Genomic DNA, 12,707 nt, shown 5'->3' with positions numbered 1-12,707 from the left:
GCACGAGAGGGCGCAACGCCGAATTCTTCCTGTTTTCAAAACATTTCGTCGGCAGCACCTCGACCGGATATGCGTCCTCGACAGCGATGGCCAAGGCGGAGGGGCAACTGGACCTCGCGGCGGCGGCGGCGATTTCGGGCGCCGCCATCTCGTCGAGCATGGGTCGCACCAGCCTCGGCCTGCTTGGGCCGACGCTTGCCCTGCTCAACCTGCGCCTGGGGTTCTGGCTTCCCAACCCGAGCGGGATTGCGCTTGGAAAGCGGCCCTCGCGGCGCAGTTGGGAAGATATCCTGCGGCTATATCTGCTCGCGGAGGCGACGGGGCAGCTGAGGTCCGACAGTTCGCGGGTCTACATCACCGATGGCGGCCACATCGACAATATCGGCCTCTACCAACTGCTCAAGCGCAGGTGCAAGCTGATCATCGTGGTCGACGCCGAGGCCGATGCCGGCATGAATTTCGGCGCCTTCACCGACGTCCAACGCTTCGCGCGGATCGATCTCGGCGTGCGCATCTCGCTCGACTGGCGACCGGTCAGGGATGCGGCGCTGGCGCGCGACGCCAACCGCACCAAGATCGTCCCGCCGGAATCGGATTTGCATTTGCGGCATTTCGCGGTCGGCAAGATCCTCTACGAGAATGATCCGGTCGAAGGGATCCTTGTCTACGTCAAGGCGTCGGTTACCGGCGACGAGCCCGACTACGTCCTTGACTACGAGCGCCGGTATCCGCTTTTCCCGCACGAATCGACGAGCGATCAGTTCTTTTCGGAAGAGCAGATGGAGGCCTATCGCGCGCTTGGCTTCCACGCCATGCGGGTCGCGCTTCGTGAACGACCACACACGGCTCCCATCAAAGCCGAGGACAGCATGCAGGCAAGTCTGGTTGCCTTGCTTAAGATGCGTCTGGGCAATCAGGGGCAAGAGATCAAATAGCGCATCGCGGACGCTCCCGGCGAGGTCGCTCAGTTAGCTCTTGCCACTCAGTTGACTCTTGCCACCGGCGTCACCGCGACCTGGCTGACGCCGGTCCGCCGCACCACGGTGCAAAGCGTCTCGCGGCCGATGCGCTCGGCGTCGAGCATGCGCACGAGGTCGTCGACGCCGGTCACCGGACGGCCATCTATCGCGGCGATGATGTCGCCTTCCTTCAGCCCGGCCCTTGCTGCCGGGCTGTTCTTCTCGACGCTGCGCAGGCGCACGGCGGTGCTGCTCGAGACCTGCGACAGAAGGGCGGCGCGGCGCGGCAAATTGGTGGTGTCGGCGGAGACGCCGATAAAGGCGCGTCGCACGCGGCCGAAGCGGATGATCTCCGAAATGACGAAATTGGCGGTGTTGGAGGCGACGGCGAAGGCAATGCCTTGCGCGCCGTGGATCATGGCGGTGTTGACGCCGATCACCTCGCCCGCCGACGACACCAGCGGCCCGCCGGAATTGCCGGGGTTGAGCGCCGCGTCGGTCTGGATGACGTCGTCGATCAGCCGCCCGGTCGAGGCGCGCATCGAGCGGCCGAGCGCGGAGACGACGCCGGCGGTGACCGTCCATTCGAAGCCGAGCGGATTGCCGATGGCGATCGCGATCTGGCCGCGCCTCAGGCGCTTGGAGTCGCCGAGCGGTGCGACGTCGGCGAAGCTGCCGTCAGCGCGCACCAGCGCTATGTCGGTGTCGGGGTCGCGGCCAAGCACGCGGCCTTCGCGCGAGGCGCCGTCCGGCATGGTGACGCGCACGGCGCGCGTCGCCGACGACATGGAAATTGGTGACGATCAGCCCGTCCGGCGTGATGACGAAGCCGGAGCCATGGCCGCCCGCGCCGCCGATGCGCTCGATGCGGCAGACGGCAGGGCCGATGCGGTCGACCGCGTCGGCGACGGTCGTCGAATAGGCGTCGAGCAGCGTGTCGTCGGTTTGGAGTTTGGCGGCGGCGAGGGCCATGAGCGGGCTCCGTGATATCAGGCTTGATCGTGACTATATGTGCGGAGCGGCTGCGACAGCCGCGACCTGACCAGATGGCCAGTCGTGAGGCCAACTGGCCATCAGGCGAGTACCGGCCGGCGCGCTGTCGAACGATATCTGGGTAACCGCAAACCCAGGAGAACCATGATGAGCGACTTCAATTTGAGCGCATTTTCCGACGCAATCGCCGATCTCGCGGCAGCGGCCGCGCCGGCGACGGCGAGCCTTGCAACCCATCATCATCGGACAGCGAGCGCCTTCCACTGGCGCGACGGCTATTTCGTCACCGCCGAGGAAGTCGTGGAGGCGGGCGAGGAGATCGAGCTGACGCTGACTTCGGGCGAAACGGTCAAGGCCGAGCTTGTCGGCCGCGATCCCTCGACCGGGGTCGCCCTACTGAAGCCGGCCGACGCGGCAAATGCGCCGTCGCTCGCCAGAGCGGATGCGGTGCGGCCCGGTAATGTCGCCGTCGCCGTCGGCAACAGCGACGGCGCGGCGCTTGCCGTGTTCGGCTCGGTCGGCGAGGTCGGTCCGGCCTGGCGCTCGATGCGCGGCGGCACGATCGACCGGCGCATCAATCTGGCCGTCAATGCCGGCGGCCGTTTCGAAGGCGGCCCGGTGCTGGACGCGAAAGGCGCGCTGATCGGCATGTTGCTGTTCGGGCCGCGCCGCCGGGCGTTGGTCATGCCTTACGAAACGATTGAGCGGGCGGTGACGACGCTGCGCGAGAAGGGCCATGTCGCGCGAGGCTATCTCGGCGCCGGACTGCATCCGGTCCACAACAGCGACACTCACGGCGCGATGGTGATGAGCCTCGATGACAACGGTCCGGCCAAGGCCGCCGGCCTGCATCTCGGCGACATAATCGTGGCATGGAATGGCGAGGCGGTGGAGGGTCCGCGCGACCTGATCCGCAAGCTCGGGCCGGACAGTGCCGGCGCCTCCGTGATGCTCGGCGTCGTGCGCGCCGGCGAGGCGCGCGATGTCGCGGTGACCATCGGCGAGAAGCCGCTGAGCTGAGGGCATCGATGGCGGTCGCGGCGATAGCAAATCACAGGATGACGGATCGGGCCGCGGCCGAGCGGCGGCTGACCGTACTGATCGCGCTTGGCGATGCCGAGCGAGCCGAGCAACTGTCGGAGGCTTTGGGCGCGACCGGTGATCTGCTGCCAGTGATGGCCGACAACAGTTTCGGCCAGGCGGTGGATGTCGTCATCGTCGACGAGGATGGCCTGGAGGGCAGGGCGATCGATCCCGCGCTTCCCAGGGTACTGCTGTCCCGAGGCGTCGGCCACGAGCTGCCGGCGGACGGCGTGCTTGCCGTGCTGCCGGCGGCGTCTGACGAACTGCTGATCGCCGCTGCCGCGCGGCTCGCGGCCGCCGGCTACCGCATCTCAGGCGCAGGCCGGCCGTCCGGCCGGCACGAGGACCTGGCCTTCCATGACAGCGATCCGTTCGACGAGGATCGTGCCGACACAAACCATGCCCGGCCAACGCTTTCGCCTCGCGAGGCGGAAGTGTTGGCGCTCCTTGCCGAGGGCGCGCCCAACAAGGTGATCGCCCGACGGCTGAACATTTCCGTGCACACGGCGAAGTTCCATGTCGCGGCGATCCTGATCAAGCTCGGTGCCGCCAACCGCACCGATGCGATCGCCATTGCCATGCGGCAGGGGCTGGTGCTGGTCTGAGGGCCTATTGATATTCCGGTGAGGCCGGCCTGCGAATGGCGGCTTCCTGCGCTTTTACGGCGCCGCGCGTCCTGTTGGACGCGCTAAGGACGCCGTACCACTCATACTTTGCGCATGATCCTTTCCAAAAATCGTACCGATTTTGGGGTCATGCGCGTGCTCACGTACTTTAAGTACGCTCCGCTCCGGTTCTCGGAAGCCACCATTCTCGACTCGGCCTGACCGGAATCTCAATAGACCCTGTTCCGCCTCACCTCGTTTCTGGACCCTACGCAGCGTAACCCGCTCGCGGCGGGTCGGGCCTTGCGCTCTGGTCGCCTGCCGCGCAAAGGTTCGCGCCTGCGATGTAGTTAAGGAAGCGGAGAAAAAATGTCGCTCAAGGGAAAGACGCTGTTCATCTCCGGCGGGTCGCGCGGCATCGGGCTGGCGATCGCGCTGCGCGCGGCGCGCGACGGCGCCAATGTGACGATCGCCGCCAAGACGGCGGAGCCGCATCCGAAGCTGCCGGGCACGATCTACACGGCGGCGGAGGAGATCGAGCAGGCCGGCGGCAAGGCGCTGCCGGTGCTATGCGACATTCGCGAGGAGGCGCAGGTGGCCGAGGCGGTCGCCAAGACGCTGGAGCGCTTCGGCGGCATCGACATCTGCGTCAACAATGCCAGCGCCGTCCAGCTTACCGGCACGCTGGAGACCGACATGAAGCGCTACGATCTGATGCACCAGATCAACACGCGCGGCACCTTCCTGGTCTCAAAAATGTGCATTCCGCACCTGAAGTTGGCAAAGAATCCTCATATCCTGAATCTGGCGCCGCCGCTCGACATGGTGGCCAAATGGTTCAAGAACCATGTCGCCTACACCATGGCCAAGTTCGGCATGTCGATGTGCACGCTGGGCATGAGCGCGGAATTCGCCAAGGACGGCATCGCCGTCAACTCGCTGTGGCCGATCTCGACCATCGACACGGCCGCGGTGCGCAATCTTCTGGGCGGCGCGTCGGTGGCGGCGATGAGCCGTTCGCCCGACATCATGGCCGATGCAGCGCATGCGATATTCCTGCGTCCATCGCGCGAGGCGACCGGCAATTTCTACATCGACGAGGAGGTGCTGCGTGCCGAGGGCGTCAGCGATTTTTCCATCTATTCGCCGGGCGCGACAGGGCCGCTCGCCGGCGACTTCTTCGTGCCGGACGAGGTGTTTGCCCGGACGGAAAGCAAGATCAAAACCATCTACTGACGGGCAGCGGGCGAGGTCTCAGTCCTCAACTTTCTTGCCTTTGGCCAGACCCATCAGCCGGTCGATATAGGCCAGCATCAGCGCCGAGAGGACGAAGGCGAGGTGGATGATGGTCAGCCACATCAGCTGGTCGGTGGTGTAGGAGACGGAATTCAGGAAGACCTGAAGCAGGTGGATCGAGGAGATGGCGACGATGGTCGAGGCGACCTTGACCTTGAGCGAGCCGACATCGATCGTGCCCAGCCAGTGCACCTTGCCGTCATTTTCGTCGAAGCGACTGACGAAGTTCTCGTAGCCGGAGATGATCACCATCACCACCAGCGAAGCGACCAGGGCGGCGTCGATCAAGCCGAGTATCTTCAGGATGGTGTCGGTGTCGCCGAGCGACAGCGCGTTAAGGACGAACTCGTAGAGCTTCTTGCCGAACGACACCGCATAAATGGCGAGCGCGAGGCCAAGCCCGATATAGAACACGACCAGCAGCCAACGCGAAGCGAGGATGATCGATTCGATCGCGAGTTCGAGACGTTTCATGCGCCGGTTCCGCTTTTGGTTTCAGTTCGCAAGGTCAAACAAAACCCCGCCGGAGAGGGCCGGCGGGGCTCATGTGTCCCGCTGGAGTCGGGACAGGGCAGGGAACGCCCTTTCCCGAATCTGGGTACATCAATCCGGCAATTCAATGATTTCGCTCGAATCGAAGCTGAATTCTTCTTGAGCCCCAAACCCTTGTGAGCATTGCCCATCCCGGCAGGATCGGGATGGGCGCGCTGTTGTCGCACTGAATCCAGAAGCCGCACTATGCTTCTGGAACGGCGGGCTAATTCGCGCTGGCCACTGGCGCCACCAGCGAGGTGATGCGGCGGATGGCAACACGACGGTTCTCGCGGTTTGGCCCTTGCGTGTCGACCTTGAGATACTCCTCGCCATAGCCCTGCGTCGTCAGGTTTTCGGGTGGGATGCCGAAGGCATTGGTGAGCGCCTCGGCGACCGCCTCCGCTCGCCTGTCCGACAAGGCAAGGTTCGCCTCGGGCGTGCCGACCGCATCGGTATGGCCCTCGATCAGGAAGGTTTCCGCCGGGTTCTTCTTCAGCAGCTTCTCCATGGCAGTGGCTACGCCTTCCAGCTTCTGCACCTCGGTGTCCGAGATCGTCGCCGAGCCGAACTCGAAGTTCAGCGTGTCGAGGTCGATGCGGCGGGCGATGTCGCGCACGCGGGCAGAGCGCTTGACCTCGTCGACCGAGTAGAGGCGCTGCACCCTTTCGACGGGCGGCTGTTCGAGGAAGGTATAGTACTCGTCCGGGTCCTCGACATCCTCCGAATCCAGGATGTAATCGCGGCGCGAGATGGTGAGCCGCATCGGCGGCAGGTCGTCGCCGGGATCGCGCCAGTCGTCGACATCACGGTAGTAGCGCTCGTCGACATAGCTCAGCACATATTCGCGGCCGTCGGGCGTGATGCGCGAACGTTGGATGACGTCGCCATAACGGTTGCGGATGGTGACGATCTGCACGCCGTTGTCACGCTCGACGATTTCGCGAATGCGGCCGCCGGACAGATCTTCATAGTAGACATTCCTGGCGCCGCGATGCATGCGCGGCGCATCGTTGCTTTCGACGATCGTCTGGTTGTTGAATTGGATGATGACGCGGTCGCCGAATTGCTTGAGGACGTCGGCGCCTTGCGGACGCGGACGGCGGCTTACGTCTTCCTCTTCAGGCGCGCGCTCGACGCGCGTGCCTTTTTCCTCGGTCACCGGAACGATCTTTTCAGGCTGGATTGCCTGCTGGGCCGACTTGTCGTCGGTTGGCGGCGGTCCCTGATCGACAGGAGCCGGCTTCGGAGCTTGCGCCTGCTCGCCGTTCTGCCGAACGGGCTGACCGGCTCCCTCGGCGTTCTGGCCTTCGGTGGTCTGTCCGCCGGCACTCTGGCCGGCCTGATCCTTACCGCCCTTGTGCTTGCGTCGGGCGTCCTTCTGGCTGTCCAGAAGCGGCGCTTCGTCCGGGTTGGCCGTGGCCTCGCCCTGGGCCGGGGTTTCACCCTGCGCGGGCTGGGTCGCCTGTTCGCCAGCGGCAGGCTGCTCGCCGGTTGCGGGCTGTTCTTCCGTCACCGGCTGCTCGCCGACAAGTTTCTTGCCAAGCTTCTTCTTGTCCTGAGGCTGTTCGCCCTGGGCGGGAGCTGCCTGCTGCTCGGTGGGCACGGGAAGCGGTTCAGTCTGCGGGACAGGCTCGCCGGGTGCCGCCTGTTTGGCCGGCGCCTGCTCGGCGGGCGCAGCCTCGATCTGCTGATCCTGCTTGCGCTTCTTCTTGCGCAGATTGTCCTGCCGATTGTTGTCGTTTGCCGGCGCGACCTGGTCTGAAGGCTGTTCGGCGGGTGCCGCTTCGATCTGTTGCTGGTCGCCTTTCTTCTTGCGCAGTTTGAGCGGCTGCTCACCGTTCGACGGAGCCGCCTGTTCAACTGGCTGATCCGCTGGAGCTGCTTCGATCTGCTGCTGGTCACGCTTCTTCTTGCGCGGCTTGATCGGCTGCTCGTCGTTAGCCGGAGCCGCCTGCTCGGCGGGCTGTTCGGCGGGTGCTGCTTCGATTTGCTGCTGCTGTTCGCGCTTCTTCTTGCGCAGGTTGTCCTGCCGGTTGTTGTCCGCCGGCGCGATCTGTTCGGCAGGAGCCGCTTCGATCTGCTGCTGGTTGCGCTTCTTCCTGCGCGGCTGCTGCTCTTCGGCGGCAGGCGCGGCTTGTTCGGCCGGCGCCTGTTCCGTTTGCTGCTGTTGCTGTTCTACCTTGCGCTTGCGTGGTTTGTGTTCCTGCTCGGCGGGAGCGGCCTGCTCGGCCGGCGCGGATTCGGTTTGCTGCTGCTGCTCGCGCTTCTTTTTCTTGGGCTGTTCCGGTTCAGCCTGCTGGTTCTGCGCGCAGGCTTCGGCTGATTCCCCCTCGGCGCAGCTCGCTTGCGCAAGAATCAATGGCGCGGCGGCGTGCTGCATGGAGCCGAAAACGGCACCGCCCTGCAGCGGGTACGCGCCCAACGGCGCGGATGCCATCAGCAGGCCGATCGCGGTGCCTGCCAGAATCCGTGGTTGGCGTTTCATCTCAAATTCTCCTTGTGGGGTCCCATCCCTGCCCAAAACTTTCATCATCGGGATTTGGTTCCGACGTGTGGGCATTAGCGGCAACGAAGGACGATTGACCGGCGTTTTGAAGGCAACTTCGTGTTTTTCATATGATGCATGTGTCATTTACGCCACTGCCGCGCTTGACCTTGGCGCCGGCCGGGGCCACATCCGCGCAATGGGTGCGCCGTTCTGGAAAACCAAGACTCTTGAGGCGATGACGCCGGTCGAGTGGGAATCGCTCTGCGACGGTTGCGGGAAGTGCTGCCTGTCGAAGCTCGAGGACGAGGACACCGGCGAGATCTACTGGACGAGCGTCGGCTGTCGGCTGTTCGACGCCGAAAGCTGCCGCTGCGCCGATTATGCCAACAGATTGGCCCGGGTTCCGGACTGCGTTGGGCTGACTCCGCAGAATGTGCGCACTATCAGCTGGCTGCCCAGGACCTGCGCCTATCGGTTGATAGCTGAGGGGCATGACCTCTATTGGTGGCACAGGCTGGTCTCGGGGAGCGCCGAGACGGTGCACGAAGCCGGCATCTCGATCCGCGGTCGGGTCAAGGCCAAGGAAACCGACCTTGCCGAGCCGGACGACTATTTTGACTATATGCTCGACGACGAGCCCTGAACCGATTTTCGCCGCAAACCGATAGGAAATAGCACGCGCCGGATCGGCCTCGGCCGGAACCGGCGGGGCCGTGGGGCGTTTGGGGTCCGGCCGCTCACAACCGATGGCTTGCCGGATGAACCGAAGATGAATGGACGGTTCGCAGAAGGTTCAGACAGGCAGGCGCATTCTCGCACCATCGGCTCACAAGGGGCGAGAGCCCTCAACAAGGAGAGAAAACGATGTTCAACACGATCAAGACGGCAGCCCTTTCGGCGCTGGTCGGCCTCGGCACGCTTGCCGCCATTCCCGCCGCCCATGCCGACAGCCTCTATCTCGGTTTCGGCAACAACCAGGATCCCCGCTTCGGCGTCTACACCGGGGACGATGACGGTTACTACCATCGCCGTCACCGCTCGGATGATAACGATTGGCGTGACGACCGCGGCTGGCGCCGGGGCTGTTCGCCGGAGCGCGCGCTCGACAAGGCCGAGCGCATGGGCTTGCACCGTGTCCGCATCGTCGATGTCGGCCGCCGCACGGTCAAGGTTATGGGCCGCCAGTACGGCGATCGCGTCGTGGTGGTATTCGCCAATGTGCGCGGCTGCCCGATCATCTATCGCTAAGGAACACAAGCCGGCCCCGGCTTGAACGCCTAGCAGAGCCCCTTTCCGCCAGGGCGGAAGGGTGCGGCTCAAGAAGAACCCCGGAGGACTGGTCCTCCGGGGTTTTTCATGCGCAGCAGGGGTCGGTCACAGCCGGCCGGACCTGCGTCCGGCCCCGCCGACGCAAGCCGGCCGGACCACGCTCACTTCAATTCGAAGGTGACGGTAACCTGCACGGCGTAAGCGTTCTCGCCCGCCTGCACCGGGACCGACGCGCCCGCGGCATCGAAGGCCTTGGCGTTGATCGGCATCGGCGGCGGCGCGATGTTCTGGTCGGTAATCTCCAGCACCCGGCCGATGCTGACACCGGCGGCCTCGGCCAGCGTCCTGGCCTTGGCCATGGCGTCGGCGACCGCCTTCTTGCGGGCCTCGGTGACAGCGGCGGACGGGTCTTCGTTGGAGAAGGCAATGCCGCCACCCTGGTTGACGCCGAGCGACACCGCCTTGTCGAGGATATCGCCGGTCTTGTCGATGTCGCGGATGCGCACCGAAAGCGTGTTGGTCACCTGGTAGGCGACAAGCTCGGCCTCCTGGCTGCCGTCCGGCTTGTTGGTGTAGTTGTAGCGCGGATTGATCTGGATGCCCGCCGTCTGCAGGTCGCGGTCCTTGATGCCGGCCGATTTCATCGCCGCGATCACCGCGGCCATGGCGTCGTTGTTGGCGTCGAGCGCGGCGCGCGCGGTCTTGGCCTCGCGCATGACGCTGAGCGTCAACAGCGCGAGATCGGGCGCTGCGGTCGCATGGCCTTCGCCCGACACGACGATGCGGGGCGCGGCTTGCGAATCGGCGGCGCCGGCCGCCGCCGGCAAGGCGATGGCGGCAGCAAGCGCCAGGGGCATGAGGGGCAAAAGACATCTGGTCATGAAAATCTCCTCGGTCTGCGAACCAGTCGCATCTGGCAACTAGAGCGCGAATATGGGCTGATTTGGGCGATCGCTGCCAGCCCGCCCGGAAAGCCTTGTGCCGAGGAAGGAAAAACACTAAGCCAGCCGCGTGGGGCCTGTAGCTCAATGGTTAGAGCCGGCGGCTCATAACCGCTTGGTTGGGGGTTCGAGTCCCTCCGGGCCCACCATTATCGTTATCTATCAATGCTTTATAGGGTGGTTCGCCACGAGGTTCGCCAATAGGTTCGCCAAGCATCGGCTTGCGCGTGACCAGACGCACGACTCGATCCATCCCCTGGACCGCCAGCCGTACCTGCGATGCCTCGCGCGAATAGAGCTCGGCATGATCGATGTCGTCGTGACCGAGCACATCCATGAGCTGCCTGGTCGAAGCCTCTGCCTCGGCCAGATAGACGCCAAGCGACTTTCTCAGTCCATGGAGGGTCAGTCCCTTCGGCAGACCGGCAAGCTTGCACCAATGCGCCATCATTCCAGTCAGCGACTTGGCGGAGAACGCCTCCCCATAGCCATTGACCAGCACGGTCTCGCCGCGCCTGTCGGCCGCATCCAGGATCTCAGACAGCATCGGCGTGATCGGCACAAAAAGCCGCTTGCCGCCGGTTCGTCCCTTGTTCTTGGCCTGAAGGATATCAAACCCATCGAAGTGACGCTCGATACCATCGATGAACACACGACGAGTGACTCTTTGATCCCAGCGCAGGTCCGCGACGTCGCCGCGGCGGTTGCCGAGCCAAAGTGCCAACCCGTAGCAGGTGCGCGCTGCGGTGCCGAGCTGCCAACGCTTTTCGAATTGCGCCATGGCCTCGCGCGACCATGCTTTCCAGCCGGCATAAGCAGGACGCCACTCGACCGCTCCTGTGGGGTCAATTTCGATCCAGTCTTGGCGCAACGCGACATAAACCAGCTTCCGTATGCCGACCAGTAGGTGTTTGGCCTTGTGGGGCGTGGCGATGAAGCGGCCTAGAAGCTCTTCAACATGGATGCGTCGAAGGTTCTTAACCGGCACGTTCCGCCAGATGACTGGGTGATCAGGGACCACCCGCAGTTCTAAAAACTCTTCGATGAGCCGCGTGTTCTTGCGCTTGCTGGCCTTGTCAAGAGCCAGCCACTTGACCGAGATTTTCAGCCGTTGAAAAGCAGCTCCAAACGTGCCGGGCAGGGCAGCTCCGGGCATTTGGACGACAGGGGCCCTGGGGACTTTCCGGCCCTCGACCGCTGCTTGGTAAGCTTCCTTGAAACCGGGTTGGTTAGGCGCCGGTAGACTGACAACACGCTCCTTCGTCCGATAGCGCCAGCGAAGTTTTCCATGGCGGTCGGTGTAGGAGGAGAGGCCGGGATATTTGTTGGTCATGGTGGAATGAATCTATTCCCTGAGATGATTCCCTTGCAACAGGAAGTCGACGATATTCTCTTCATCGTCTCCAGGTAGTTCCGTAAACGCGGCTTCGAGTTTCAAGCGATCCCAGATCACGCGGCTATCAACCTTCTTCGGCTTTGGCATGCGGTGGTCAGCGACCATTTGGTCAAATTTGGTTATGCCCACGCCAACATATCGGGCGGCTTCTTCGCGTGAGAGGCCGCGAGGAGGATAGGAGAGGGAGTCACTTTTCATGTCGGCACTCACGTGCAGTGCCCACGGCTTTGCAGGCAGGCTTCTATGCAGCGACCAGGATCTACATCTTGTCGGATACTTCCAAAAGAGAGATGATCTAAGTCTGCGGTGAATGGCGGTCGGAGCGTATAAATCGGATGGTTGCCATTGCAAAGTGACGTCAGGGTTAGCTCCGACCGTTACATCGCGAGACTAGCAGATGGGCACCCTGCCTTGCTAGCGAGAGGCGATTCCGCAGCGCAGGCTTGATCGACGGTCCTTTTTGGATGGGCACCATCTCCTTGTTGTGCGAAAGCCTGACTTAGCCCGCCTTAAAGGCAAGTGCTTGTTTTTATTGCATGCCGTTACCGGTCGCCGCACTCAAAGGTCAAGCCAATAGGGGCGAGCAGGCCTTGTGACCCTCATGGCAGACCCAATTTACCGTCCAGGCACTGGATGGCCAAGCCACATTTCGCCAAAGAGGACCATTGCCCTCGCCCTTAACCGCTCGCAGCTTCAAAGCCGGTCCCCGCAACCAATTTTGTCATAAATCAATAACCGTCCCGGTCTAACGGGGCGGTTTTTGCGTTTTAAAAGGGCCGCCGCCTGGGGCGTCCAATTGGTCTTTGGTTCTTGGAAGCTTTTCGAACTTTCTGCGCGTCGCCTCAACCTGAACTGAGGGTTCTTATGGATAGCGCGGGCCAGTAGATTCGGCCTTAGGATAGTTTGGGAGGCATCGAGTGTGAGGGCTGCTTTGCGCCTCATCTCTGCCGTTGGGGCCAGCTTGGCCATCGCCTGAAAGCGGACGTTACGGCGAGCAAGCCGAACGTCGCTGCGCCACTAGCGGGCACCCGCAAATCGTTCAGCGCTGATCAGCCTAGTAACCTCGGCCTGAGCCGTAGCCAGGCTTCCACAGTTCTGAATTTCGTAGATGGCCAACCTGTTTCGCAGTGCACGATGTAAGGC

Annotated in this window: 9 protein-coding genes, 1 tRNA gene and 3 pseudogenes; 7 read left to right on the top strand and 6 right to left on the bottom strand. The window is 63.4% G+C overall.

Annotated elements, in window-relative coordinates; genetic code table 11:
- Positions 1–935: pseudogene (locus tag EN745_RS36190) on the top strand (hypothetical protein); the annotation flags it as partial.
- A gap of 47 nt (positions 936–982) precedes the next feature.
- Here EN745_RS36190 and EN745_RS17455 read toward each other — a convergent pair.
- A pseudogene (locus EN745_RS17455) lies at positions 983–1,931 on the bottom strand (trypsin-like peptidase domain-containing protein).
- A 168-nt stretch (positions 1,932–2,099) separates the two neighbouring features.
- Between EN745_RS17455 and EN745_RS17450 the strand changes: the two are divergent.
- From EN745_RS17450 to EN745_RS17440, 3 genes are all read left to right on the top strand, one after another.
- Positions 2,100–2,972, top strand: a complete 873-nt coding sequence (locus EN745_RS17450) for a S1C family serine protease (protein ID WP_127421853.1) — start codon at positions 2,100–2,102, stop codon at positions 2,970–2,972.
- 38 nt (positions 2,973–3,010) lie between these two features.
- Positions 3,011–3,640, top strand: coding sequence for a helix-turn-helix transcriptional regulator (locus tag EN745_RS17445; RefSeq protein WP_245487756.1), 630 nt, complete (start codon positions 3,011–3,013; stop codon positions 3,638–3,640).
- 369 nt (positions 3,641–4,009) lie between these two features.
- The gene (locus tag EN745_RS17440) at positions 4,010–4,876 is read left to right on the top strand and encodes an NAD(P)-dependent oxidoreductase (protein WP_127400553.1); all 867 of its coding nucleotides are present in this window, start codon (positions 4,010–4,012) and stop codon (positions 4,874–4,876) included.
- 18 nt (positions 4,877–4,894) lie between these two features.
- Here EN745_RS17440 and EN745_RS17435 read toward each other — a convergent pair whose 3' ends face one another.
- Both EN745_RS17435 and EN745_RS17430 read right to left on the bottom strand, forming a co-directional pair.
- A complete protein-coding gene (locus EN745_RS17435) occupies positions 4,895–5,410 on the bottom strand; it encodes a TIGR00645 family protein (RefSeq protein WP_126058806.1) in 516 nt (171 codons plus the stop codon).
- A gap of 283 nt (positions 5,411–5,693) precedes the next feature.
- Positions 5,694–7,955 (bottom strand): OmpA family protein, encoded by a 2,262-nt coding sequence (locus tag EN745_RS17430; RefSeq protein ID WP_127421854.1) that lies wholly within the window; start codon positions 7,953–7,955, stop codon positions 5,694–5,696.
- Positions 7,956–8,154: 199 nt separating this feature from the next.
- Between EN745_RS17430 and EN745_RS17425 the strand changes: the two genes are divergently transcribed.
- Entirely contained in the window at positions 8,155–8,601 is a 447-nt protein-coding gene (locus tag EN745_RS17425) for a YcgN family cysteine cluster protein (RefSeq protein WP_127421851.1), read from the top strand.
- Between the two features lie 221 nt (positions 8,602–8,822).
- Positions 8,823–9,206, top strand: a complete 384-nt coding sequence (locus EN745_RS17420) for a hypothetical protein (protein ID WP_126058808.1) — start codon at positions 8,823–8,825, stop codon at positions 9,204–9,206.
- A gap of 182 nt (positions 9,207–9,388) precedes the next feature.
- Here the strand turns inward: EN745_RS17420 and EN745_RS17415 are convergent, their stop codons facing one another.
- Entirely contained in the window at positions 9,389–10,108 is a 720-nt protein-coding gene (locus EN745_RS17415) for an SIMPL domain-containing protein (protein WP_127421850.1), read from the bottom strand.
- Positions 10,109–10,241: 133 nt separating this feature from the next.
- Between EN745_RS17415 and EN745_RS17410 the strand changes: the two genes are divergently transcribed.
- A tRNA-Ile gene (locus EN745_RS17410) sits at positions 10,242–10,317 on the top strand.
- A 191-nt stretch (positions 10,318–10,508) separates the two neighbouring features.
- Here the strand turns inward: EN745_RS17410 and EN745_RS37075 are convergent.
- Together EN745_RS37075 and EN745_RS17400 are read right to left on the bottom strand one after the other, a co-directional pair.
- A pseudogene (locus EN745_RS37075) lies at positions 10,509–10,949 on the bottom strand (tyrosine-type recombinase/integrase); the annotation flags it as partial.
- Positions 10,950–11,513: 564 nt separating this feature from the next.
- Entirely contained in the window at positions 11,514–11,762 is a 249-nt protein-coding gene (locus EN745_RS17400) for a hypothetical protein (RefSeq protein WP_127421849.1), read from the bottom strand.
- Positions 11,763–12,707: the final 945 nt, after the last annotated feature.

Origin of the sequence: Mesorhizobium sp. M4A.F.Ca.ET.022.05.2.1 (genome assembly GCF_003998845.1) — a bacterium.
GTDB lineage: Bacteria > Pseudomonadota > Alphaproteobacteria > Rhizobiales > Rhizobiaceae > Mesorhizobium.
This window is presented reverse-complemented; position numbering and strand designations above follow the sequence as displayed.